General features: G+C 56.4%; 22 protein-coding genes and 1 other RNA gene. 5 read left to right on the top strand and 18 right to left on the bottom strand.

Annotated features, from left to right (window positions below; translation table 11 throughout):
* Nucleotides 1-52: 52 nt before the first annotated feature.
* Nucleotides 53-289, top strand: coding sequence for a major outer membrane lipoprotein (locus ACQUTD_RS09260; RefSeq protein ID WP_007374746.1), 237 nt, complete (start codon nucleotides 53-55; stop codon nucleotides 287-289).
* Between the two features lie 63 nt (nucleotides 290-352).
* On the opposite strand, the gene ldtE is transcribed toward ACQUTD_RS09260, so the two are convergent.
* The 10 genes from ldtE to ydiJ form a co-directional block, all read right to left on the bottom strand.
* Nucleotides 353-1,360: a L,D-transpeptidase LdtE gene (gene ldtE, locus ACQUTD_RS09255; RefSeq protein WP_473274781.1), complete on the bottom strand. Its 1,008-nt coding sequence runs from the start codon at nucleotides 1,358-1,360 to the stop codon at nucleotides 353-355.
* 99 nt (nucleotides 1,361-1,459) lie between these two features.
* A complete protein-coding gene (gene sufE, locus ACQUTD_RS09250) occupies nucleotides 1,460-1,876 on the bottom strand; it encodes a cysteine desulfuration protein SufE (protein WP_473274783.1) in 417 nt (138 codons plus the stop codon).
* Nucleotides 1,877-1,888: 12 nt separating this feature from the next.
* Nucleotides 1,889-3,109 (bottom strand): cysteine desulfurase SufS, encoded by a 1,221-nt coding sequence (gene sufS / locus ACQUTD_RS09245; RefSeq protein ID WP_473274784.1) that lies wholly within the window; start codon nucleotides 3,107-3,109, stop codon nucleotides 1,889-1,891.
* On the bottom strand, nucleotides 3,106-4,377 hold the full coding sequence (sufD, locus tag ACQUTD_RS09240; protein WP_473274785.1) for a Fe-S cluster assembly protein SufD: 1,272 nt from the start codon (nucleotides 4,375-4,377) through the stop codon (nucleotides 3,106-3,108). The genes sufS and sufD overlap by 4 nt, the downstream gene beginning before the upstream one ends.
* On the bottom strand, nucleotides 4,352-5,098 hold the full coding sequence (gene sufC, locus ACQUTD_RS09235) for a Fe-S cluster assembly ATPase SufC (RefSeq protein ID WP_473274786.1): 747 nt from the start codon (nucleotides 5,096-5,098) through the stop codon (nucleotides 4,352-4,354). The genes sufD and sufC overlap by 26 nt, the downstream gene beginning before the upstream one ends.
* 9 nt (nucleotides 5,099-5,107) lie before the next feature.
* On the bottom strand, nucleotides 5,108-6,592 hold the full coding sequence (gene sufB / locus ACQUTD_RS09230; protein ID WP_072568284.1) for a Fe-S cluster assembly protein SufB: 1,485 nt from the start codon (nucleotides 6,590-6,592) through the stop codon (nucleotides 5,108-5,110).
* An 8-nt stretch (nucleotides 6,593-6,600) separates the two neighbouring features.
* Complete coding sequence (sufA, locus tag ACQUTD_RS09225) at nucleotides 6,601-6,969, bottom strand: Fe-S cluster assembly scaffold SufA (RefSeq protein WP_318363101.1); 369 nt, start codon at nucleotides 6,967-6,969, stop codon at nucleotides 6,601-6,603.
* An 881-nt stretch (nucleotides 6,970-7,850) separates the two neighbouring features.
* Nucleotides 7,851-8,765 carry a kdo(2)-lipid IV(A) palmitoleoyltransferase gene (lpxP, locus tag ACQUTD_RS09220; RefSeq protein ID WP_318363102.1) on the bottom strand — a complete coding sequence of 305 codons (915 nt, stop codon included), beginning with the start codon at nucleotides 8,763-8,765 and terminating at the stop codon, nucleotides 7,851-7,853.
* 201 nt (nucleotides 8,766-8,966) lie between these two features.
* Nucleotides 8,967-9,377, bottom strand: coding sequence for a 1,4-dihydroxy-2-naphthoyl-CoA hydrolase (gene menI, locus ACQUTD_RS09215; RefSeq protein ID WP_072568281.1), 411 nt, complete (start codon nucleotides 9,375-9,377; stop codon nucleotides 8,967-8,969).
* The gene (gene ydiJ, locus ACQUTD_RS09210) at nucleotides 9,374-12,430 is read right to left on the bottom strand and encodes a D-2-hydroxyglutarate dehydrogenase YdiJ (protein ID WP_473274790.1); all 3,057 of its coding nucleotides are present in this window, start codon (nucleotides 12,428-12,430) and stop codon (nucleotides 9,374-9,376) included. The genes menI and ydiJ overlap by 4 nt, the downstream gene beginning before the upstream one ends.
* Nucleotides 12,431-12,631: 201 nt before the next feature.
* Between ydiJ and ydiK the strand changes: the two genes are divergently transcribed.
* Together ydiK and rprA are read left to right on the top strand one after the other, a co-directional pair.
* On the top strand, nucleotides 12,632-13,735 hold the full coding sequence (ydiK, locus tag ACQUTD_RS09205) for an AI-2E family transporter YdiK (RefSeq protein ID WP_473274791.1): 1,104 nt from the start codon (nucleotides 12,632-12,634) through the stop codon (nucleotides 13,733-13,735).
* A 180-nt stretch (nucleotides 13,736-13,915) separates the two neighbouring features.
* Nucleotides 13,916-14,023: antisense sRNA RprA (rprA, locus tag ACQUTD_RS09200), an RNA gene on the top strand.
* Nucleotides 14,024-14,087: 64 nt separating this feature from the next.
* Here the strand turns inward: rprA and ppsA are convergent.
* Nucleotides 14,088-16,466, bottom strand: coding sequence for a phosphoenolpyruvate synthase (gene ppsA / locus ACQUTD_RS09195; protein ID WP_473274792.1), 2,379 nt, complete (start codon nucleotides 16,464-16,466; stop codon nucleotides 14,088-14,090).
* A 333-nt stretch (nucleotides 16,467-16,799) separates the two neighbouring features.
* Here ppsA and ppsR point away from each other — a divergent pair, with 333 nt between their 5' ends.
* Nucleotides 16,800-17,633, top strand: a complete 834-nt coding sequence (ppsR, locus tag ACQUTD_RS09190) for a posphoenolpyruvate synthetase regulatory kinase/phosphorylase PpsR (RefSeq protein WP_072568278.1) — start codon at nucleotides 16,800-16,802, stop codon at nucleotides 17,631-17,633.
* 177 nt (nucleotides 17,634-17,810) lie between these two features.
* Nucleotides 17,811-18,857, top strand: a complete 1,047-nt coding sequence (gene aroH, locus ACQUTD_RS09185; RefSeq protein WP_473274794.1) for a 3-deoxy-7-phosphoheptulonate synthase AroH — start codon at nucleotides 17,811-17,813, stop codon at nucleotides 18,855-18,857.
* A gap of 178 nt (nucleotides 18,858-19,035) precedes the next feature.
* On the opposite strand, the gene selO is transcribed toward aroH, so the two are convergent.
* The 7 genes from selO to ihfA all read right to left on the bottom strand — a co-directional run bounded on the left by selO (nucleotide 19,036) and on the right by ihfA (nucleotide 24,837).
* A complete protein-coding gene (gene selO, locus ACQUTD_RS09180) occupies nucleotides 19,036-20,478 on the bottom strand; it encodes a protein adenylyltransferase SelO (RefSeq protein WP_473274795.1) in 1,443 nt (480 codons plus the stop codon).
* A gap of 61 nt (nucleotides 20,479-20,539) precedes the next feature.
* Entirely contained in the window at nucleotides 20,540-21,253 is a 714-nt protein-coding gene (locus ACQUTD_RS09175) for an EAL domain-containing protein (protein WP_473274799.1), read from the bottom strand.
* A gap of 323 nt (nucleotides 21,254-21,576) precedes the next feature.
* Complete coding sequence (locus ACQUTD_RS09170) at nucleotides 21,577-22,041, bottom strand: NlpC/P60 family protein (protein WP_473274802.1); 465 nt, start codon at nucleotides 22,039-22,041, stop codon at nucleotides 21,577-21,579.
* A gap of 77 nt (nucleotides 22,042-22,118) precedes the next feature.
* The gene (gene btuD / locus ACQUTD_RS09165; protein WP_473274804.1) at nucleotides 22,119-22,868 is read right to left on the bottom strand and encodes a vitamin B12 ABC transporter ATP-binding protein BtuD; all 750 of its coding nucleotides are present in this window, start codon (nucleotides 22,866-22,868) and stop codon (nucleotides 22,119-22,121) included.
* Nucleotides 22,868-23,419 carry a glutathione peroxidase gene (locus ACQUTD_RS09160; protein ID WP_072568272.1) on the bottom strand — a complete coding sequence of 184 codons (552 nt, stop codon included), beginning with the start codon at nucleotides 23,417-23,419 and terminating at the stop codon, nucleotides 22,868-22,870. Before ACQUTD_RS09160 ends, btuD begins: the two co-directional genes overlap by 1 nt.
* Before the next feature lie 36 nt (nucleotides 23,420-23,455).
* Nucleotides 23,456-24,436 (bottom strand): vitamin B12 ABC transporter permease BtuC, encoded by a 981-nt coding sequence (btuC, locus tag ACQUTD_RS09155; protein ID WP_473274807.1) that lies wholly within the window; start codon nucleotides 24,434-24,436, stop codon nucleotides 23,456-23,458.
* Nucleotides 24,437-24,537: 101 nt separating this feature from the next.
* Nucleotides 24,538-24,837: an integration host factor subunit alpha gene (gene ihfA, locus ACQUTD_RS09150; protein ID WP_006820203.1), complete on the bottom strand. Its 300-nt coding sequence runs from the start codon at nucleotides 24,835-24,837 to the stop codon at nucleotides 24,538-24,540.
* Between the last annotated feature and the right edge of the window lie 4 nt (nucleotides 24,838-24,841).

Below are 24,841 nucleotides of genomic sequence, written 5' to 3'. Positions count from 1 at the left end.
GTAATACTTGTAACGCTACATGGAGATTAACTCAATCTAGAGGGTATTAATAATGAATCGTACTAAACTGGTACTGGGCGCGGTAATCCTGGGTTCTACTCTGCTGGCTGGTTGCTCCAGCAATGCTAAAATCGATCAGCTGTCTTCTGACGTTCAGACTCTGAACGCTAAAGTTGACCAGCTGAGCAACGACGTGAACGCAATCCGTTCTGACGTTCAGGCTGCTAAAGACGACGCAGCTCGCGCTAACCAGCGTCTGGACAACCAGGCTCACTCTTACCGTAAGTAAGAGTTCCTGTAATAAAATGGCGCACATTGTGCGCCATTTTTTTTGCCTGCGATTTACCTTCCGTTACTGCGTCATCACTTTCCCGTTCTCGTTCGCCACCGCCGGATCACCATTCTTTGCTGACAGTACGGCTGTCGGGTTTGCCTGCGCGTTCTTTGCGGCAGGGATCGCCACCGGGTAACCGGCACGGCGCACCATCGCCTTATCAATCGCCGTCTGATCCCCGCCCGCCTGACGAATAAAATCGCCGAAGGTGGCGGTCAGCGTGATCGGCACCGTCTGGGTGTTCTCCTCAAGGGTGGAGGCCAGCGGGCGGTGCACTTCGATATAGTGGCGGCCATCCGGCTCAACAGAGTATTTAACCGGTTCGTTGATGATGCGCACCGGCGTCCCGGTGTTTACCTGGGAGAACAGCGCTTCGATATCCGGCGCGCCCATACGAATGCAGCCGGAGCTGACGCGCAGGCCTACGCTGTCCTGAGCGTTGGTGCCGTGAATGAGATATTCGCCGTTGCCCAGCCCCAGACGCAGCGCATAGCGCCCCAGAGGGTTATAAGGGCCTGCTGGCACCACGGCGGGCAACTCAATGCCCTTCGCTTTAGAACGCGCGCGTATGCCCGCAGGCGGCGTCCAGGTAGGATTGGGGATCTTCTGGCTGACGCGCGTCTCGGCGACGGGCGTTTCCAGCCCCTGTTGACCGATACCAATCGGGAAGACCTGTACAATGTCTTTTCCCGGCGGATAAAAATAGAGACGCAGCTCCGCCAGGTTGACGATGATCCCCTCCCGCGGGCTGTCCGGCAGCAGCATCTGCGTCGGAATGGTCAGGGTAGTGCCCGGGGCGGGTACCGGCGCCATGGTATCGTTGGCTTCGACAAGCAGCATCGCGCCGGTGTCAAAATGACGGCCGATGGCCTGCAAATTACGATCCTGAGGTTGCACGACATAAGTCTGATTCTGACCGATGAGACGACTGCCCGCCGGCGGTAATGGATAATCGGCCGCCCAGGCACTCTGAATGACGCTGTAAGCGCCGATAAGGCTTAATGTTATTAGAGACGCGCGCTTCATGCTTAAACTCCTGTAATCACTGGCAGTGCGCCAGAAGGCTGATAAACCAGCGAGGCAGAAATCTGCCCCGCATAACAGGATAGTCGCTGTCTTTTGAGTTTAGCTAATGTTTGCTGCTTTCGTACGTATTGCGCGGATCATTGCTTCCAGACCCTGCGAGCGGGAAGGCGTTAAATGCTGGGCGAGAGACATCTTTTCAAACCACGGGCGCACGTCAAAGGCGACGATATCCTGCGCGGTCATCTGCTGATACAGAATAAACACCACCGCAATCAGCCCCTTGACGATGGCAGCATCGCTATCGCCCTGGAGTTCAATCACGCCATCATCCCGGCGCTGCATGACGATCCATACCTGACTCTGGCAGCCCTGAATAACATTTTCCGGGCTGTGCGCCTCCGCTGCCAGTTCCGGCAGGCGCTGGCCCAGTTCAATGATGTAGAGATACTTCTCTTCCCAGTTGGCGCAACGGGTAAAGTTGCGCAACAGTTTTTCTTTATCGGGTAAAGCGGCCATCTCGTCCCCCTGTCAGCCTAATAACTGATGAATGCGTTTCAGTCCGGCTACCAGACGATCCACTTCTTCTTGCGTGTTGTACATCACCAGCGACGCGCGGCACATGGCCGGCACATTGTAAAACGCCATCAGCGGCATCGCGCAGTGATGTCCGGTACGCACCGCGACGCCGTAATTATCGAGAAAACTGCCCACGTCATAGGCGTGATGTTTCCCCAGATTAAAGGCGATAACCCCCAGACGATCCGCCGGGCCGTAAAGCGTCAGATCCGGGACCTCCGCCAGCGCGTTAAGCGCATAACGCATCAGTCCGCGTTCGTGTTCGGCAATGGCGTCCAGTCCCAGCGCAGTGACGTACTCAATAGCGGCACCAAAACCGATAATCGCCCCGGTATTCGGCGTGCCCGCCTCGAAGCGCCACGGCGCTTTCGCCCAGGTGGTGCCTTCCGTCAGGCTGACGGTGGCGATCATCGCCCCGCCCCCTTCCCACGGCGGCATCGCCTGCAGGATCGCCTCTTTCACATAAAGAATGCCGATACCGGTCGGACCATACAGTTTATGGGCGGAGAAGACGTAAAAATCGCAGTCCAGCCCCTGCACATCCACCGCGTGATGCATCACCGCCTGCGCGCCGTCCACCAGCACTTTTGCGCCCTGTTGATGCGCCTGTGCGATGATCGCCGCCAGCGGATTCTCGGTGCCGAGCACGTTGGAGACGTGCGTCACCGCCACCAGCCGCGTGCGGTCATCGAGCAGCCCGGCAAGGGCGTCCAGTTGCAGGGTGCCGTCCTGATTAATCGGGATCACGCGCAGTTCAGCGCCGGTGCGTTCACACAGCATCTGCCAGGGCACGATATTGGCGTGATGCTCCATGGCGGTGATGATGATGTTGTCACCCGCCGCCACGTTGCTGTTGCCCCAGCTGTTGGCGACGAGGTTGATGCCCTCGGTGGTACCGCGCACGAAAACCAGCTCTTCCGGCGTACGGGCGTTGATAAACCGCGACGCCAGCGTACGCACGTTTTCCATGCGCTGGGTGGCTTCGGCACTCAGGGTATGAATGCCGCGGTGCACGGCAGCGTAACCGTGACGGTAAAACTCCGCTTCGGCATCAATCACCTGATTGGGTTTTTGTGCGCTGGCGGCACTGTCGAGATACGCCAGCGGCTGGCCATTCACTTCACGCGTCAGAACCGGAAAATCCGCCCTTACGCGCTCAACGGAAAAACTCATGCGATGCCCCCTGGCAGGCGCTGACCGATACGGGACAGCACCTCATGCCTGAGCGCCTCGTCGCTGATGGCTTCCGTCAGTTCAGCGGCAAAGGCGTAGATGATCATTTGCTGCGCGGCCTTCTCATCAATGCCGCGCGAGCGCAGGTAAAACATTTGTTCATCGTCGATGCGGCCAATGGTCGCGCCGTGGCTGCATTTTACGTCATCGGCGTAAATTTCAAGCTGCGGTTTGGTATCCACTTCCGACAGACGGCCAAGCAGCAGATTGTTGTTGGTCATCTGCCCGTCGGTTTTGATGGCATGCTGCGCCACGTTAATCAGCCCGTTGAATACGGCCCGGCCTTTGTCAGAGACGATGGTTTTGTGCAGCTGACGGCTGTTGCAGTAGCCCTTGTTATGGGCAAGCCAGGTACGGGTGTCGCACACTTCACTGTTCACCGGCATCACCAGGCTGTTCACGCGCAGCGTGGTGTTTTCGCCGTTCAGCGCCATGCTGGTGTTATGACGCAGCACCGCCCCGCCGAGCAGAAAACTATGGCTATGCGCGGCGGCATCGGCGGCCAGCAGAATGTCGTTATGCGCAAAGTGGTAGCTCTGCGCATTTTCAAACGCCAGCTTCGCGTGATGCAGCTGCGCATTGGCCGCCACGTTCATGGTCAGACGCGAGCCGGTAAAATGCCGCTGATCGTTCAGGCTGACGTAATGCTCATAGACCGTCGCCTCTGCGCCCTGCTCCAGATCCAGATGATGACGATAGTGGGCGGTGTTCATCTCCTCGCCCGCCAGCCCCTGGGTGATATGCATCAGCAGCAGCGGCTTCGCCGGACGCTGGTTGCGCGCCACGCGGATATGGGTCACGCTGTGCGCCAGGCTTTCGGTCAGATGCAGAAACACTTCCGGCTGTACCGGCGCGGGCAGCGCCGCGCGCTCGTCGTTAATGCTGACCACAAAGCCGCTGTTTTCGGTACTGTCGCTGAGTTCGGCGTCAAAGCGCCCGTCGACAAACACCAGTCGCACCGCGTCCACCGGCAGAGCCAGCGCGTCACGCTGTGCGGCGGATAACCGGGTCTGCGTGCTGACAAAGTGGCTGCTGAGCAGCCCTTCCAGCGGCGTGTATTTCCAGTTTTCGTGCTTACGCGTCGGCAGCCCTAAACGCAGCACCTGTTGCAGATGCTGCTGCGCCTGTTCCGAACGCGCGCTGCCCTCGGTTTCAAACAGATGATGCCACTGTTGCAGCGCGTTACTGCTGTTCGGTAAGCCAGCCATAGCCCTGCTCCTCCAGTTGTTTCACCAGCGTAAAATCACCGGATTTCACAATGCGGCCCTGGTACAGCACGTGCACAAAGTCGGGCTTGATGTAATCCAGAATGCGCTGGTAGTGCGTGACGATGATAAAGGCGCGCTTTTCGTCGCGCAGAGAGTTCACCCCTTCGGCAACGATTTTCAGCGCATCGATATCCAGACCGGAGTCCGTTTCATCGAGAATGCACAGTTCCGGCTCCAGCACCGCCATTTGCAGAATGTCGTTACGCTTTTTCTCGCCGCCGGAGAAACCGACGTTAACCGAGCGCGTCAGCAGATCTTCAGGCATTTTCAGCAGCTTGATTTTCTCTTCCATCAGATCCTGGAAGTCAAAGCGATCCAGCTCATCCAGCCCACGATATTTGCGCACGGCGTTGAGCGCGGTTTGCAGGAAGAACTGGTTACTGACGCCGGGGATTTCCACCGGATACTGGAACGCCATAAAGATGCCTTCGCCCGCGCGCTCTTCCGGCGACAGCTCCAGCAGATCTTTGCCGTGGAACTGCACTGAACCACCGGTCACTTCATAATCTTCGCGCCCGGCAAGGGTGGCTGAGAGCGTACTTTTCCCGGAGCCGTTTGGCCCCATAATGGCGTGCACTTCACCAGGACGCACTTCCAGGTTCAGACCGCGCAGGATCTCTTTATCTTCAACGGCAACCTGCAAATCTTTAATGCTTAACATGTAATTTCCTTAACCGACGCTGTGCTCAAGGCTGATGGCGAGTAATTTCTGGGCTTCAACGGCAAACTCCAGCGGCAGCTCGGAGAAAACATCCTTACAGAAGCCGTTGACGATCATCGAGATCGCATCTTCTTCGCTGATGCCGCGTTGCAGGCAGTAGAACAGCTGATCTTCGCCGATACGCGAGGTGGTGGCTTCGTGCTCCAGCTGCGCGCTGTTATTACGGCATTCCACATACGGGAAGGTGTGAGCGCCGCAGTCCGGGCCAATCAGCATCGAGTCACACTGGGTAAAGTTACGCGCGTTAGTGGCGGTCGGCATGATTTTTACCAGCCCGCGATAGCTGTTCTGACTTTTCCCGGCGGAGATCCCTTTCGAGATAATGGTCGAACGGGTGTTCTTGCCGATGTGGATCATCTTGGTGCCGGTATCCGCCTGCTGATGCCCGCTGGTCAGCGCCACCGAATAGAACTCGCCGATGGAGTTGTCGCCGCGCAGAATGCAGCTCGGGTATTTCCAGGTGATGGCCGACCCGGTTTCCGACTGCGTCCAGGACATTTTGCTGTTTTCGCCTTCACACAGCGCACGCTTGGTGACGAAGTTCAGAATACCGCCGGTATTGTTATCGCCGGGGAACCAGTTCTGCACGGTGGAGTATTTCACTTCCGCATCTTTGTGGATGATCACTTCCACCACCGCCGCATGCAGCTGGTAGCTGTCGCGCACCGGCGCGGAGCAGCCTTCGATATAGCTGACATAGCTGCCTTCATCGGCGATCAAAATGGTGCGCTCGAACTGACCGGTTTTTTCCGCGTTGATACGGAAATAGGTGGACAGCTCCATCGGACAGCGCACCCCTTTCGGGATGTAGATAAAGGTGCCGTCCGAGGCGACCGCCGCATTGAGCGCCGCAAAGAAGTTATCGTTCGACGGCACCACGGTGCCGAGATACTTCTGCACCAGCTCCGGATGATCGTGGATCGCTTCCCCAAAGGAGCTGAAGATCACGCCGTGCTCAGCGAGCTTTTCACGGTAGGTGGTGGCCACGGAGACCGAGTCAAAAATGGCGTCCATCGCCACTTCGCGCCCTTCACGCACCGGTACGCCCAGCTGATTAAAAGCTTCTTCCACTTCGTCGGTCAGATAGCTGCCGGCGCCGGTTTGCTGTACCGCGCCCGGCTGCGAGGCGCAGGTGTCGTCGCAGTTGCCGCAGGATGGCGCGGAGTAGTAGCTGTAATCCTGGTAATCCAGCTTGTCGTAATGGGCTTTAAGCCAGTGCGGTTCTTCCATTTCCAGCCAGGCATGATAGGCCTTCAGGCGGAACTCCAGCATCCATTCAGGTTCGTTGCGTTTGGCCGAGATCGCCCGCACGACATCTTCATTGATGCCGTGAGCCATTTCGTCCGTCTGTAACCGGGTGAAGAAGCCCTCTTTGTAATTCAGCGGGCCGGACCAGGTTTTGACATCGTCAGTCGCTTCAGTATTACGAGACATAGTACCGCCTATACCCCAAAGCTTTCGCCGCAGCCGCATTCGTGCTGCGCTTTCGGGTTATTGAATTTGAAAATCTGATTCAGTCCTTCGCGCACATAGTCCACTTCGGTGCCGTCAATAAAGGGCATCGCCTGAAGCGGCACGTAGAGACGCGCGCCGTCGAACTCGAACAGCAGATCGTCTGCCACCGGATCGGAAACCGTATCAAGAACATAACCAAAACCGGCACAACCGGTCTGTTTGATACCCAGACGTACGCCGAGCAGCTCTGGCTGCTTTTCCACCAGCGCGCGGATATGCTTCGCGGCGGCTGGCGTTAATGTCAGGCCCTGCCAACCGGGATCGTTGGGGTCGAAGGTTCCTGCTTGCAATTCCATAGGTCTACCTCACGTGATTGCGCCATAGGGCATAACGCTATGTTAGTGATAATGATTATCACTTCAACCTCTATTCCAAAGGGTTATTCCCTGAAGCGCTCTTTTTGCACAGTTCTATTAAGCATAGACCCTCACAACCGGGTTAACCGGAAAGGTCTGCGATAACTAACCATTTGAATATAAAATATTTTTAAGCGGTGGTCTTTAACACACCTTGGAGAAATGAAACATGCATAGGCAATGCCTATTTATCAGATAGGATTTTATAACAATTCTGTAATATAAACGTGACAAATGATGCGGACAGCGTGCCAGGGACGCAGTTTGTCATTGTAGGCCAGATCAGTTGCGGTAGGTCGGGTAAGCGAAGCGCCACCCGACAAAATTGGGCCTGGGCTTTTTGTAGCTGCGGAACTATTACGGTGATGTGATTGCACGGGCTTTATTTTGAGGCTGCCTGTACGGCAGTGCACTTGCACTTTGTCGTATCCAATAAAGCGCAGCATTTCTAAGCTGCCTGTACGGCAGTGCATAACGGCGAAATGGGGTGTGGTAAGACGCTGCTTTTCTAAGCTGCCTGCACGGCAGTGCACAGAGGATTGAGGTCATTTGGTTGGCTCCTGTGTTTCTAAGCTGCCTGCACGGCAGTGCACTTAAAAATAAAGCCACACCTAAATAGTGAATTTTTCTAAGCTGCCTGTACGGCAGTGAACAGCAATAGTATCACGCCAACCCATTGTATTTTTGAGTTAAAGCACTCCTTTCTCATAAAATACCCTTTTTTACATGTAGCAAATCACTCATCGAAAAATCAATAAGTTATCGTAACGGTAAAATAAAAGGGTCAGCGCCTGCCGGGGAAGGCAGGCGTACAGCGAAGCTTAACGATACAGTGAAGACTCGCCCATCGGGCGGGTTTTGAAGCGGCGGTGCACCCACAGGTACTGGTCGGGAGCGCGTAAAATCTCACGCTCGACCACCCTGTTCATGTAGCTTGCGGCTTCGAATTCATTTTCTTTTGGATAATCGGTCAGCTCGGGGCCGATAAATAATGAATATCCTGAACGGTCAGGCTTGCGCACCATAGTCACCGTCAACATCACAGAGCCGGACAGACGCGACAGCACATAGGTACCGTTGGTGGTGGCGGCGTTAACGTCAAAGAACGGCGCGAAGGTGCTGCCCTTGCGGCCATAATCCTGGTCCGGGGCAAACCATACGGCTTCGCCCTTTTTCAACGCGTTGACCAGCCCTTTCAGGTTACGGCGGTCGATCATCGATTTATTGGAACGCATCCGCCCGCGGGTCTGCACCCACTCCATCAGCGGATTATTGTGCGGACGATAGGTCGCCATCATTGGCTGGCACAGGCCCATCACCCGACCGCCCAGCTCCAGCGACATAAAATGCACGCCGATAACCATCACGCCTTTCTGTTTTGCCTGCGCATCCTGCAGATGCTGATAACCCTCAACATCAAACCAGCGACGCACGCGCTCGTCCGGCCAGAACCAGGCCATGCCTGTTTCCAGCAGACCCATGCCCAGCGAGCGGAAATTATTTTCGATTAAGACTTCGCGCACCAGCGGATCCATCTGCGGAAAACAGAGTTCCAGATTGCGGCGGGCGATGCTTTCACGGCGTTTCAGAAAGGGACGCGCCAGCGTACCGAGCGAGGTGCCGAGACGAGCGATCAGTGGATAGGGTAACTGCACCAGCAGCCAGAGAACGCCAAGACCAAACCATGTAAACCAGTGGCGTGGGTGAAGAAAAGAGAGCTTTAAGGAAGTACGCATTACAAGATTACCTGAAAAACACACATTAAGTAGCGCGCAAGGAAACCACGATTCTTATTTCCAGGCTTATATGCGTTACCGTCTCTGGGTTGGACAACAATGACACCCAGAGATTCAATATTGCGCACTATATCACACTACGAAATTATCACGCGATGAATCGAATGGTGCGGACGGCTGCGTTAACAGCCGCCCTGAGGATCAGATAATGGCGGTGGTGAGGCGGGAGGCGCAGCACAGACGGTTCTGTTCATCATAAATGTGGATCTGCCAGACCTGATGACGTCCCCCCGTATGCAGAGCGGTGCAGACGCCGCGCACACGGCCGCTGCGCACCGCGCGGATATGGTTGGCGTTCACTTCCAGCCCCACCACATTTTGTTCGCCCTCGCTGCACAGATAGCCCGCCACCGAGCCAAGCGTTTCCGCCAGCACTACAGAGGCGCCGCCGTGCAGCAGGCCGAATGGCTGATGCGTGCGGCTGTCCACCGGCATCGTTGCCTCCAGACTGTCAGCAGTGATACGCTCAAACCGTATATCCAGCAGCCCGACCATATTCCCTTCGCTCATGGCGTTTAACGCCTCCAGCGTCGCTTCACGTTTCCAGATCATCCTATTATCTCCAGTAAAGCCTGTAACGGATGGCGTACCCCGCTGCCCTCAATACGCTTGACCTGACTCCGGCAGGAATAGCCGGTCGCCAGACAGCGATTACGTGGCAGGCGTTGCATCGCCTGATGCCACGACAGCTCATAAATCCCCAGCGAACTGGCGTGATTTTTCACTTCATGGCCGTAGGTGCCCGCCATACCGCAGCAGCCGACGCTGATGTTTTCCAGCTTCGCGCCGAAACGGGCAAAGATCGATGCCCACTGCCCCGGCGTGCCCGGCAGCGCGGTGACTTCGGTGCAGTGACCGAACAGATACCAGGCCTCGCCGCTGACCACACGCGGCTCGACGTTCTCCAGCACCGCCGGCAGCCACTCATGCACCAGCTGCACGTTAAACTCGCCGCGTTTGTCACCCAGCGTTTGTTTATATTCATCGCGATAGCAGAGCACCAGCGCCGGATCGACCCCCACCATCGGCATCCCCAGTTGCGCAATGCGCGTCAGGAAGTCGGAGGTTTTCTGCGCTGTTTTCGCAAAGCGCGTCAGGAAGCCTTTAATATGCTGCGCTTTGCCGTTTGGCGAGAACGGCAGGATCACCGGCTGGTAGCCCAGTTTTTCTGCCAGGCGCACAAAATCGCTCACCACCTGCGCATCGTAATAGCTGGTAAAGGGATCCTGCACCACCAGCACCGTGCGGGCTTTTTGTTCGTCGCTTAACTGTTCCAGATTTTCCAGCGTCATATTGGCGGTGCGGTGCCCCACCAGCTGCTGTTGCAGCGACGGCACCGACAGGAGCGGCAAATCCACCATGCCGATGCGTTTTTCCGACAGCGTGCGCAGCCAGGGCTGGCGCAGGAAGAAGTTGAAGGTCTTAGGCGCGCGGGCCATCAGCGGCGCATAGCTTTCCACCGAGGCGACCAGGTGATCGCGCAGCGGGCGCAGATAGCGGGTGTGATACAGTTGCAGGAAGCGGGAGCGGAACTCCGGCACATCGATTTTAATCGGACACTGGGTCGAGCAGGCTTTACAGGCCAGACAGCCGGACATCGCCTCTTTCACTTCATGAGAAAAATCATATTCACCCTTGCGCGCATGCCAGCTGTTGCGGGTACGTTCAATCAGCGTCCGCAGGCTGACGCGACTTTCCACCAGCTCTTTTTCCAGCTTCAGCGGATCGACGCCGCGATCCGCCAGCAGACGCAGCCATTCACGCACCAGGGTGGCGCGGCCTTTCGGCGAATGAATACGGTTGCTGGTGATCTTCATTGACGGGCACATCGGGCTTTTGACATCAAAGTTAAAGCACAGACCGTTACCGTTACACTCCATCGCGCCGCGCCAGGAAGCACGTACGGCAATGGGGATCTGGCGATCAAAAGTGCCGCGTTTTACCGCGTCCACCTGCATCATGGGCGCGTCAACGCCCGCAGGCGGACAGATTTTTCCCGGGTTCAGGCGGTTATGGGGATCAAAGGCCGCTTTGATTTTGCGCAGTTCGCCGAACAGCTGTTCGCCAAAAAACGCCGGGCTGTATTCGGCGCGGAAGCCTTTGCCATGCTCGCCCCACAGCAGGCCGCCGTATTTCGCGGTCAGCGCTACGACCTCGTCGGAGATCTGCTTCATCAACATCTCCTGCTGCGGATCGCACATGTCCAGCGCCGGACGCACGTGCAGTACACCGGCATCCACATGTCCGAACATGCCGTAGCTCAGGCCGTGGCTGTCCAGCAGCGCGCGGAATTCGACGATGTAATCCGCCAGATGCTCCGGCGGCACGCAGGTATCTTCCGCAAAGGGGATCGGCTTGGCCGCGCCCTTTGCGTTACCGAGCAGGCCGACGGCTTTTTTACGCATGGCATAGATGCGCTCAATGCCTGCCAGATCGCCGCACACCTGCCAGCCAATCACCCCGCCCTGCTCTGTGGCGATCAGGCTGTCCAGCCGCTGACAGAGATCGCTGACCTGGCCGTCGATCAGGGCTTCGTCGTCACCGGCGAACTCAGCAATGTTCAGGCCGAGCATCTCTTTATCCGGCACATCGGTGATCAATTCATGCACCGAATGCCAGACGATATCTTCCCGCGCCAGATTGAGCACTTTTGAGTCGACGGTTTCCACCGACAGCGCCCGCGCTTCCACCATAAAAGGCGCATTGCGCAGCGCTGAGTTGAAGGAGTCGTATTTGATGTTTACCAGACGGCGCACTTTCGGCAATGGCGTAATATCCAGCCGCGCTTCGGTAATAAACGCCAGCGTGCCTTCGGAGCCGGTCAGGATGCGGGTTAAATCAAAACGGGTCATCTCGTCGTTAAAGACGTGACGCAAATCGTAGCCGGTCAGGAAGCGGTTCAGTTTTGGAAATTTATCAATGATCAACTGGCGGTTATCCCGGCAGCTTTCATAAACGGCTTTGTAGATGCGGCCAATGGCGGTCTGCACCTCGCCGAGGGTTTCTGCCAGCTCCAGCGATACCGGCTGCGTGTCCAGAATATCGCCGCCCATCAGCACCGCCCGCACGCCCAGCGTATGATCCGAGGTTTTGCCGTACACCAGCGATCCCTGTCCGGATGCATCGGTGTTGATCATTCCGCCCAGCGTGGCGCGGTTACTGGTGGAGAGTTCCGGCGCAAAGAAATAGCCGTAAGGTTTCAGATACTGGTTAAGCTGGTCCTTAATTACCCCGGCTTCGACGCGCACCCAGCCCTCTTCGGGGTTGATTTCCAGGATGCGGTTCATATAGCGCGACATATCGACCACAATACCGGCGTTCAGCGCCTGGCCGTTTGTGCCGGTGCCGCCGCCACGCGGGGTAAAGATCAGCGATTCGAAACGCGGTTCGGCGGCAATACGCGCAATCAGCGTGACGTCGGCGGTTGATCGGGGGAAGACCACGGCATCAGGGAGGAGTTGATAGATGCTGTTATCGGTCGCCATCGTCAGCCGATCGGCATAACTGGTGGCGGTGTCTCCGGTAAAACCTTGTTGCTCCAGTGCCTGTAAAAAATTCAGCACCAGCTGAACGACGCCGGGTGCCTGAGAAATCTGTGGGATCATTACTGTTGACCCTGCCTGACTGTTAGAGTTGTGAGTATTTAATCGTTTGCATTGCGCGTTTATCGTTGTATCACATTTTTTTCTTATACGCGCGGCAGAATTACAGGCAGAATTCGCTGTCTGAAATCGCTGATATTTCGCAGATTCTGAAATACATTTTTTTGCGCCAGCTTCCGGCGCACCAACAGGATGAAGAAAAATATGGTTAATTTTCGACAGGCCAGGGATGTACCGCAAATCTTGCTGTCGGTGCTGTTTTTAGCGCTGATGATTATCGCCTGTTTGTGGATCGTATGGCCGTTTGTACTGGGTTTCGCCTGGGCGGGCACCATTGTGATCGCCACCTGGCCGCTTTTTTTACGCCTGCAACGCCGTTTGCTGGGCCGCCGCTCGCTGGCGGTGCTGGTGATGACGCTGTTCCTGATCCTTGTCTTTGTGATCCCCATTGCGCTGCTGGTGAACAGTCTGGTGGACGGCAGCGGCCCGGTGATCCACGCCATTACCGCAGGCGATATGACCTTACCCGATCTGGCCTGGCTGAACAGTGTTCCGCTGGTGGGCGATAAGCTTTATACCGGATGGCATAACCTGCTGGATATGGGCGGCAGCGCCATCATGGCGAAAGTGCGCCCCTATATCGGCACCACCACCACCTGGTTTGTCGGCCAGGCGGCGCATATTGGCCGCTTCCTGATGCACTGTGTGCTGATGCTGCTGTTCAGCGCCCTGCTGTACTGGCGCGGCGAGCAGGTGGCGCGCGGTATCCGTCATTTCGCCACCCGGCTGGCCTCCAGCCGTGGCGACGCGGCGGTGCTGCTGGCGGCACAGGCGATACGTGCGGTCGCGCTGGGGGTGGTGGTCACCGCGCTGGTGCAGGCGATCCTGGGCGGCATCGGCCTTGCCGTGGCGGGCGTGCCTTATGCCACGCTGTTCACCGTGGTGATGATCCTGTCGTGCCTTATCCAGCTTGGCCCGCTGCCGGTGTTAATCCCGGCGATTATCTGGCTCTACTGGAGCGGCGACACCACCTGGGGCACGGTGCTGCTGGTGTGGAGCTGCGTGGTGGGTACGCTGGATAACGTTATCCGTCCGGTGCTGATCCGTATGGGCGCAGACCTGCCGCTGATCCTGATTTTATCCGGCGTTATCGGCGGGCTTATCGCCTTTGGCATGATTGGCCTGTTTATCGGCCCGGTGCTGCTGGCGGTGAGCTGGCGTCTGTTTGATGCCTGGGTAAAAGAAGTGCCCGCACCGGCAGACGTCCCGGCGCATCCTGTCGAAGACATACAGGCGAATAAAAAATAATCTTTCGGCGGGGAAACCCGCCGATAATTAAGTGCTGCTAATCAATTCCCACTACGTCTGCGAATATTCCTGGTACTTTCCCCATGCCATGGCGTTTATCTGTCGCAAATTCTTTACGCTTATTTAACTATTGAGACGAATCTGATCGACGCAAAAATTCGTCATGCCTACTATTAGGGCACGGTTATAAATCAACGCATTGATTTATAAGCATGGAAATCCCCTGAGTGAAACAACGAATTGCTGTGTGTAGTCTTTGCCCATCTCCCACGATGGGCTTTTTTTTATCCTGAAAATGGCGTTTTTAAGATAAAAAAATCCCCGGATAATTCCGGGGACGATGGCAGGTTAATTATTTTTTTAGCTCGGCAAGACTTAGCCAGGTTTGTACCACGGTATCCGGATTCAGAGAAAGACTGTCAATTCCCTCCTCCATCAGCCAGGCGGCAAAATCTTCATGATCGGACGGCCCCTGGCCGCAGATGCCCACGTATTTACCCTGTTTCTTCGCCGCGCGGATCGCCATGGAAAGCAGCGCTTTTACCGCGTCGTTACGCTCGTCAAAGAGTTCAGAAACCACGCCGGAATCGCGGTCGAGGCCCAGCGCCAGCTGCGTCATATCATTAGAGCCGATAGAGAACCCGTCGAAATACTCGAGGAACTGCTCTGCCAGCAGGGCGTTGGACGGGATTTCGCACATCATGATCACTTTCAGCCCGTTTTCGCCGCGCTTAAGCCCCTGACGCTCCAGCTCCTCAATGACCGCTTTCGCCTGCGCCACGGTGCGCACAAAGGGGATCATGATCTCGACGTTGGTCAGGCCCATTTCGTTACGTACGTATTTCACCGCGTCGCACTCCAGCGCGAAGCAGTCGCGGAAGCTGTCGGCCACGTAACGCCCCGCGCCACGGAAGCCAAGCATCGGGTTTTCTTCTTCCGGCTCGTAACGCTCGCCGCCCACCAGGTTGGCGTATTCGTTCGATTTAAAATCAGACAGACGCACAATCACGCGTTTCGGGTAAAACGCTGCCCCCAGGGTTGCGATGCCTTCGCTCAGACGTCCAACGTAAAAGTCTTTCGGCGAATCGTAACCTTTCATCAGCGCACGGATCTCTTTTTGCAGCGCCGGGTCCTGATCGTCAAACTCCAGCAGCGCGCGTGGATGCACGCCGATCATACGGTTGATGATGAATTCCAGGCGCGCAAGACCCACGCCTTCATTGGGCAGGCAGGCGAAGTCAAAAGCGCGATCCGGGTTGCCGACGTTCATCATGATTTTCAGAGGCAGATCCGGCATGGTGTCGACGCTGGAGCTTTTCACGCTGAAATCGAGCATCTCGGCATAGACGTAACCGGTATCACCTTCGGCGCAGGAAACGGTGACTTTTTCGTCATCCTTCATGCGCTCGGTGGCATCGCCGCAGCCCACCACCGCCGGAATGCCCAGTTCACGGGCGATGATCGCCGCGTGACAGGTGCGTCCGCCACGGTTGGTGACGATTGCCGCCGCTTTTTTCATGATCGGCTCCCAGTCCGGGTCGGTCATGTCGGTGACCAGCACGTCCCCTGGCTCAATTCGGTTCATCTCGCTGATGTCGTGGATCACTTTTACCGGACCCGCGCCAATGCGGTGGCCAATTGCACGCCCTTCAGCGATGATTTTGCCCTGGTCATGCAGGGTATAACGCTCCATGACCTGACCGCGTGAACGCACGGTTTCCGGACGCGCCTGCACGATAAAGAGTTTGCCGGTATGACCGTCTTTCGCCCATTCAATATCCATCGGACGACCGTAGTGTTTCTCGATCTGCACCGCCTGTTTCGCCAGCTCCTGCACTTCTTCATCGGTCAGCGAGAAGATGTCGCGGTCAGCTTCCGGCACATCTTCAATGCGCACCTGCTTGCCGTGCTCCTGGGTCGGGGCATAGATCATGCGGATTTTTTTCGAGCCCATGGTGCGGCGGACGATGGACGGACGCCCGGCTTCCAGCGTCGGTTTGTGCACGTAAAATTCGTCAGGGTTGACCGCGCCCTGCACCACCATCTCACCGAGTCCCCATGCGGAAGTGATAAACACCACCTGATCGAAGCCGGATTCCGTATCAATGGAGAACATAACGCCGGAGGACGCTAGATCGGAACGCACCATCCGCTGCACGCCTGCCGACAGCGCCACGCCACGGTGGTCATAGCCCTGATGCACGCGGTAAGAAATGGCGCGGTCGTTAAACAGTGAGGCAAAGACATGCTTCACCGCCACCAGCACGGCATCGTAGCCCTGCACGTTAAGGAAGGTTTCCTGCTGACCGGCAAAAGAGGCATCCGGCATGTCTTCTGCGGTGGCGGAAGAGCGCACCGCAAAGGAGGCCTCTGCGTCGTCAGCAGACAGCTGGTTATAGGCCTCGTGAATGGCCTGTTCCAGTTCCGGCTGGAAAGGTGTGTCGATGATCCACGCCCGAATTTGCGCGCCTGCTTTCGCCAGTTCGCCCACGTCATCAATATCCGTTTTATCCAGCAGATCATAGATACGTTGGTTCACGCCGCTTTGATCAAGAAACAGATTAAAGGCATCAGCGGTGGTGGCGAATCCGTTCGGTACGGAAACACCCATACCGGACAGATTGGTGATCATTTCACCCAGGGAGGCATTTTTGCCTCCAACTCTGTCTACATCATTCATGCCGAGTTGGTTATACCAAAGCACCAGCGGTGACGAGCCATTGTTGGACATCGAACAATCCTTTTGTGATATATGAACGGGTTTAAGAAAGACCTTATAACGCAATTATCCTGGCATACTTATTCGGCTGAAAAAAACGGTGAATCGTTCAAGCAAATTTTATTTCTGCTTTTTCGGACTGTTTCCCGATTAGCGGTAAGTAACTGAATCATCTGAATTCATGAGAACTGGCGCGCACTGTGCTCAGCATTGAAAAATGAAATGCACTTTTCATTAAAAATAAAAACACCATTTCATTTTTTAGAATTGCCGACTACTGACTACGCATCCTGGTGATTTTAATTTATGCTTTTATGCAATTACGATTATTTCAGGGCGGCTTAAATGGATAATTCTGTAGACAGGCATGTTTTTTATATTTCTGACGGAACGGCAATCACCGCCGAGGTGCTGGGGCATGCGGTGATGTCGCAGTTTCCGGTCGCCATCAACAGCATCACCCTGCCCTTTGTGGAAAACGAAAGCCGCGCGAAGGCGGTGAAAGAGCAGATCGACGCGCTCTATCAGCAGACCGGGATCCGTCCGCTGGTGTTTTACTCCATTGTGCTGCCAGAAGTGCGCAACATCATTATGCAAAGCGAAGGGTTCTGTCAGGACATCGTACAGGCGCTGGTCGCGCCCTTACAGCAGGAGCTCAAGCTCGATCCCACCCCCGTTGCGCACCGCACTCACGGGCTTAATCCCGGCAATCTGATTAAGTACGATGCGCGTATCGCCGCCATCGATTATACGCTGGCGCACGATGACGGCATTTCGATGCGTAATCTCGATCAGGCGCAGGTCATTTTGCTGGGCGTGTCGCGCTGCGGTAAAACTCCCACCAGTCTCTATCTGGCGATGCAGTTCGGCGTGCGCGCCGCCAACTATCCCTTTATCGCCGACGATATGGATAACCTGGTGCTGCCCGCTGCGCTTAAGCCGTTGCAGCATAAACTTTTCGGGCTGACCATCAACGCCGAGCGCCTCGCCGCTATCCGTGAAGAGCGGCGGGAAAACAGTCGCTACGCCTCGCTGCGTCAGTGCCGCATGGAAGTGGCGGAAGTGGAAGCGCTGTACCGGAAAAACCAGATCCCTTTTCTGAACAGCACCAATTTCTCCGTGGAGGAGATCGCCACCAAAATACTCGACATGATGAAGCTGAACCGCCGCATGTATTAACCGGCGCACTCCCGTGCACTAGCAAGCTAGTACATCGGTTAAAATTTCGTTATCATTACCTTTTGGATTGTGATGCGTATCACGCCCGCACTTGAAATACCACGGGATTGGTTTATCGTGATGCCCATCACTTCCCGGCAGACCTGCCGCTGAAGCCACAAATTTCTGAGAAATGTAATGAATAAAACCGATGAACTGCGTACTGCGCGCATAGACAGCCTGGTCACGCCGGCTGAACTGGCGCAACGCTATCCTGTCTCCGCAAGCGTGGCGGAACACGTCACGGCCTCACGGCGTCGCATTGAGAAAATCCTTAACGGGACGGATCGCCGCCTGCTGGTGATTGTCGGCCCCTGCTCCATTCACGATCTCGACGCCGCGATGGACTACGCCCGTCGTTTACAGGCGCTGCGTGAGAAGTACCAGCACCGGCTGGAAATCGTCATGCGCACCTATTTTGAAAAGCCGCGCACCGTGGTGGGCTGGAAAGGGCTGATCTCCGATCCGGATCTTAACGGCAGCTATCGCGTGAATCACGGCATCGAACTGGCGCGTAAACTGCTGTTGCAGGTGAATGAGCTGGGGGTGCCTACCGCCACCGAGTTCCTGGATATGGTGACCGGGCAGTTTATTGCCGATCTCATCAGCTGGGGCGCTATCGGCGCGCGTACCACCGAAAGCCAGATCCACCGGGAAATGGCGTCGGCGCTCTCCTGTCCGGTGGGCTTCAAAAACGGCACCGACGGCAATACGCTTATCGCGGTGGACGCCATCCGCGCCTCGCGCGCCAGCCATATGTTCCTCTCGCCGGATAAAACAGGCCAGATGACTATTTACCAGACCAGCGGTAATCCGTACGGGCACATTATTATGCGCGGCGGCAAACAGCCGAACTATCGGGCGGAAGACCTGGCGAAAGCCTGCGACACGCTGCGCGAGTTCAGCCTGCCGGAGCAGCTGGTGGTGGATTTCAGCCACGGCAACTGCCAGAAGCAGCATCGCCGTCAGCTGGAGGTGTGTGAAGACATTTGCCAGCAGATCCGCGCCGGATCGACGGCTATCGCCGGGATCATGGCGGAAAGCTTTATAGCAGAAGGCACGCAGAAAATCGTCGCCGGACAGCCGCTGGTGTACGGGCAGTCGATCACCGATCCATGTCTGGGCTGGGACGACAGCGAAAGGCTGCTGGAAATGCTCGCCAGCGCCGTGGACAGCCGGTTCTGAGGGCGGTTCCATGGATGCCCGGCGGCGCTACGCTTGCCGGGCCTACAACTGTCGATACCACAGTGAATCCAGAATGTAGGCCGGGTAAGGCGAATGCCGCCACCCGGCAATGCATCGCATTACACCGCGCTCATCATGTAGGCCGGGTAAGGCGAAGCCGCCACCCGGCGCAAATCGCTTAGCTCGAGCAGCTCACTTCCAGACGCTTACCCCAGTCCGGCGGGCGGCTGACGTAATCGTCACTGCGGTCCGCAAAGGGCGTGCGCAGTGCAATATGCAAACGCTCAAGCTCCGCCATGTCACCCTGCTCCGCCTGTTCGATGGCGCGCTGGGCCAGCCAGTTACGCAGCACCATCGCCGGGTTCACCGCCTGCATCTGCCCCTGCCGCGTCACGTCATCAACGCCTTCCTGTTGCAGACGCGCACGATAATCCACAAACCAGGCATCAAACCCGGCCCGATCTATAAATTCATCGCGCAGCGGCGAGCTGGCGCTCTGCTGCTCCGTCTGACTGAGCATACGGAAGGTACGGGTGTAGTCGCTGCCCTCCCTTGCCATCAGAGCGAACAGCCGGTTCAGTATCTCGTTATCGCCCTTCTGTTCTGTCGTGAAGCCCAGTTTACTGCGCATTAAAGCGCCATATTCCCGCAGCAGCACCTGCTGATAGTTTTCCAGCGCCTGATTAAGGACTTCCACCGCGATAAACGGCGACAGCGTCTGCGCCAGTTTTTGCAGATTCCACAACCCCACCCCAGGCTGATTATCAAAACGATAGCGGCCCTGATAATCGGAATGGTTACAGATATAACCCGGCTGGTAATCGTCGAGGAAACCGTAGGGGCCATAATCAATGGTCAGGCCGAGAATCGACATGTTATCGGTGTTCATCACCCCATGAGCGAAGCCGACGGCCTGCCAGCGCGCAATCAGCGACGCCGTCCGGCTCACCACATCGTTAAACCACAGGGCATACTTATCCGCCTCATCCTGCAGCTGCGGCCAGTAATGCCGAATAACGAAATCCGCCAGCTTCTGCACTTTTTCCGGTTCGCGACGGTAGTAAAAATGTTCAAAATGCCCGAAGCGCACGTGACTTTGCGCGATACGGATCATCATCGCCCCCTGCTCAACGGTTTCCCGGCGCACCGGCGTGTCGCTGGTGACGATCGACAGCGCACGCGTGGTGGGTATCCCCAGATAGTGCATGGCCTCAGACGCCAGACTTTCCCGGATAGTGGAGCGCAGCACGGCGCGACCGTCACCCATTCGTGAATACGGCGTCAGACCTGCGCCTTTCAGATGCCAGTCGCGGGTGGTGCCATCAGCCAGCAACTGTTCGCCGAGCAGAATGCCGCGCCCGTCGCCAAGCTGACCCGCCCACACGCCAAACTGGTGGCCGCTGTAGACCTGCGCCAGCGGTGACATGCCAGGCAGCAGCGCCTCGCCGCCCCATACGCCCGCGCCTTGCGTAGTATTGAACAGCGAGGCAGGAATACCGAGCGTTTCGGCAAGGGGTTCGTTATGCCAGACCAGGCGCGCATTTTGTAGCGGCGTGGGTTGTAGTGCGGTGTAAAACTCCGGCAGCTCATCGCGCCAGTGGGTAGTAAAAGAAAGGGTCATGTTTCCTCCTGCATTAAGTGTAGTGGGTAATGCGGAGGTTAAACACGGGATAACCTCAGGGTTATCCCTGCACAAGCGTGGTCAGGTCAGCCACCGTCACCGGCGGCCATAACGCCCCCATCATCGCTGAGAAATGAAAAGGTAAAACACGCTGGCGGGAAAATTCATTATCAATGCCGTCGATGATAATCGACTGACAATAAGGTTTTACCTGGCTAACCACGGCACGCATAAAGGGTTCGAAGGAGCGAGAGGTTAATCGATGATGGACAAAGTTTTTATCCAGAACCACCTGTTTAAACAGTCCATCAAATACCGCCCGGGTGGAACTTTTTCCTGCGCCGAAATTTTCCAGCATCAGGGAATAACGTTCCGCGAGCGCAGAAAGTTGTGGATGCGCAGCCCCTTTATTCAAATCGGGATAATTCTCATTAATAGAAAATCCCAGAAATGGAAAACGCTCCACGCTCGCCGCCAGTTCAGCATCGCTTAAAAGCGCCCCGGCAATCACTGGCGTTATATTAATCCATGCCGGAATGCTGTGCTGGATAAAAAAGAGCTTACAGGATTCGAGCAACGCCAGCTGTTCTGAGAACAGCGTCAGGGCTGTCTGTGCGGGGAGTTGCGCCAGTAACTGTCCGGCAGACGTATGGATGTGCCCATCCACGCCATTAAGAATGACGATAATCTGCAGGCCTTCAAGTTTGCCCTGCGCGCTACGGGCGGGCTGTAATAACAGCTCGGTGCGCCATGTGCTTTCAAGCGTCAGGATCATATCGCCAGTCCCATGATTAGGGTGTTTCCCGGCTCGCTAACAAAGGTTTTAATACCATTCAACCCTGGGGGGTTAAGACGAAATACTTTCATTTTTTCCTTTTTAATTGCGGTTCATCCTTTGCCCTAAAGCAAATCTTATCCCGAATAAACTATAATAGCCAGTAACGAAAATTTCATTAACACATTAGTTTAGAAATATTAACACGCTAATTAATTAGGATGATTTACCAGGAGTAATCCGTGACGGAATAAGTGGTTAAGAAAAAAACAATAAGAGAAAGGAGATATTCACCCACCATAACAGGTGGGTGAATGGGACATTTATATGCGGCGGGCCTGCCAGAAGTTTTTACGCCAGTAAATATTATCCAGCGATGAGCGCATCACCCCCCGACTGGTGGAAGCATGAATAAACTTATTGTCGCTATCGTAAATGCCGACGTGCAGACCGTTTTCACCCGATCCCGTTTTGAAAAACACCAGATCGCCTGGCAACAAATCGTCCTTGTCGATTTCGGTGCCAATCTTTGCCTGCTGGCGGGTTTCGCGCGGCAGTTGCAGATCGAACTTATCTCTGAAGGTCATCAGTACAAAGCCGGAACAATCCACGCCGCCACGGCTCATGCCGCCATAGCGGTAAGGCGTGCCGCGCCAGTTGCTGAGCTGATCGTTAAGACCGGCGATAACGGTGATCGAATCAGAAAGACGGGGATTTGGCGGCGGTGCGCGATGGCTGCTGCACCCTGCCAGAAACAACGCTGCTGCGAGTAAAAACCAGTAACGCATACCGGACGCATCCTTTACTTTATTATTTCAGCAGAAATTTAGCCTGTGTGTCGTGTCCTGCGCAAGTTGCCATTCACTTAGCGGGCGGAAATCAGCACGCTATGTCCCTCAATGTTCAGGCGGCGAAACGGGATCTGATAAGCTTTTTCGAGATTGACCGGCGTCATCACCTGGTCACGCGTACCACCGGCGACCAGTTGCCCCCTGCGCAGAAGCCATGCACGGTGCGCGTGGCGCAGCGTATGATTAAGATCGTGGCTGCTCATGACAATCGTCACCCCCGCCGCACACATCGCGCTGAGCAGCCTGTCCAGCGCAGCCTGCTGTGCCACGTCGAGACTGTTCATCGGCTCATCCAGCAACAAGAGTTGCCCGTCAGCATTTCCCTGCGGATGGATCTGCAAAATGACGGCCGCCAGCCGCACACGCTGCCATTCACCGCCGGAAAGCTGGCTGGTGGCGCGTCCAAGCTTATCGCTCAGGCCAAGCGCGGCGGCGACTGACTCGCACAGCGCCGCGTCCGGGTTGTGCGGTTGATGCAACGACAGAAAATGCCATACCGGCATGGAGAACGGCGGCATCTGCTGCTGCGCAAGATACGCGCGGTGGCGGGCAAGGGAGGTGGCGGGCCAGGCGTCCAGGGATGTGTCGTTAAACATCACCCTGCCCTTGCCCTGGGTCAGCCCGGCCATACGCGCCAGCAGCGTGCTTTTACCGGCACCGTTGGGGCCGACCAGGTGCAGGATCTCGCCCCTGCCGATCTCGCCGCTGAGCGGCCCGAGTCGGCCCGGCGCCTCCACATCCTGTAATTGCATCAACGCCGACATTATTTCGCCAGCGCGGCCTTAATGGCTTCCATGACAATCGGATCTTCCGGGGTCATGTCCGGTGAGAAACGCTGCACCACCTGGCCGTCACGACCAATGAGGAATTTTTCGAAGTTCCACAGGATGTCATCCGGATACAGCGGCGCGCGGCCTTTACTGGCCAGACGCTCATGAAAACCGCTCGCTTCCGGCGCAACGGCGGTTGGGGCGGCTGCAATCAGTTTCTGATACAGCGGGTGACGGTTTTCGCCGTTGACGTCGATTTTGCTGAACATCGGGAAGGTCACGCCATAGGTGGTGCTGCAGAAGGTTTTGATCTCTTCTTCGCTGCCCGGCTCCTGACCGAGGAACTGATTGCACGGGAAACCGAGCACCACTAATCCGGCGTCTTTCCAGGCTTTCTGGATATTTTCCAGTTGTTCATACTGCGACGTCAGGCCGCATTTAGACGCGACATTAACGATCAGCAGCACTTTGCCTGCGTATTGTTCGAGCGTCGTATGTTCGCCATCAATGGTGATCACGTCGGTATGTAAAATATCGTGTTGCATAACATCCCCTTAGTTTGCAGATCGTATAGCCGGGTCTTAGCGCCCGGCCTTTAATAATAGCCAGATAAATACAGGTGCGCCCAGCGTGGCGGTCACAACGCCGATGGGAAGCTCTGCCGCGCTGAGCGCCAGACGCGCCACAATATCGGCGAACAGCAGCGCCGCCGCCCCTGCCAGCGCACAGGCGGGCAGCAGCACGCGATGGTCGGTCATACCGCACAGACGCAGAATATGGGGAATAACCAGGCCGATAAAGCCAATTGCGCCTGCCAGCGCCACGCTCACGCCGACCATCCAGCCGGTGGCGACCACCAGCACGTTGCGCCACAGCCACAGCGGCAAGCCCAGCTGGCGGGCGGAGATTTCCCCCAGCGCCAGCATGTTAAGCGGCTGCGACTGAAGGCATACCCACGCCATCACCGGGACCAGCGCCAGCATCAGCCAGCTCTGCTGCCAGTCGACGCCGCCAAAGCCGCCCATCATCCAGTACATCAGCTGGCGTAAATCAAAGGACGTGGAAAAATAAATAGCCCATGTCATGAGGGCGCTACAGATAATGCCCAGCGCGACCCCCGCCAGCAGCAGTCGGCTGGTGGAGAGATGACGCCGTGCAAAACGCAACAGGATCAGCGTAATGAGCAGCGCCCCCAGGATGGCGCACAGCCCCAGCGCCCATTCAGGCAGCATGCCCTGGCCGAGCAGCACGGCGGCAATCAACCCGACGCCCGCCCCGTTCGACACGCCCAGCAGCCCCGGCTCCGCCAGCGGGTTTTCAAACAGCGCCTGCATTACGGCCCCGCACAGCGCCAGCGCGCCGCCCACCAGCATTACCGCCAGGGTTCGCGGCAGGCGAATTTGCCCGACGAACAGGCGACCGCTGTCGCTAAGCCAGGCGTCGGGCGCGATCCACTGGTCCCCGGCGCACAGGCTGAGGGTGCAGGCGATAAGCAGTACCAGGGCGAGGATACACAGTCTGCGGCGATCGCGACGGTGCTGAAGACGGGCAAGTGCCTGCATAATGTCCGGGATACGGTGAAATGATGTGTTTGATTTTAATGCTGATATTGCAATGAGGAAAGAAAAAAGGCCGCGATGGCGGCCTTTTTGGTTAGTTCAGATTACTCTGCTTTGGGCGAAGCGTTTTCAACGCGGCTTTTTAACTTCTGGCCGGGTCTGAAGGTCACCACGCGCCGGGCTGTAATGGGAATATCTTCGCCCGTTTTCGGGTTACGTCCCGGGCGTTGATTCTTATCACGCAAATCGAAATTACCGAAGCCAGAGAGTTTCACCTGTTCACCGTTTTCCAGAGCGCGACGGATCTCTTCGAAAAACAACTCTACAAGCTCTTTGGCATCCCGTTTGCTAAGCCCAAGCTTATCAAACAGATATTCTGACATTTCAGCTTTTGTTAGCGCCATAGGT

It is taken from the genome of Enterobacter sp. K510 (assembly GCF_055804875.1).
Note: the sequence above shows the minus strand (reverse complement) of the source record. Positions and strands in the feature narration are given on the sequence as shown.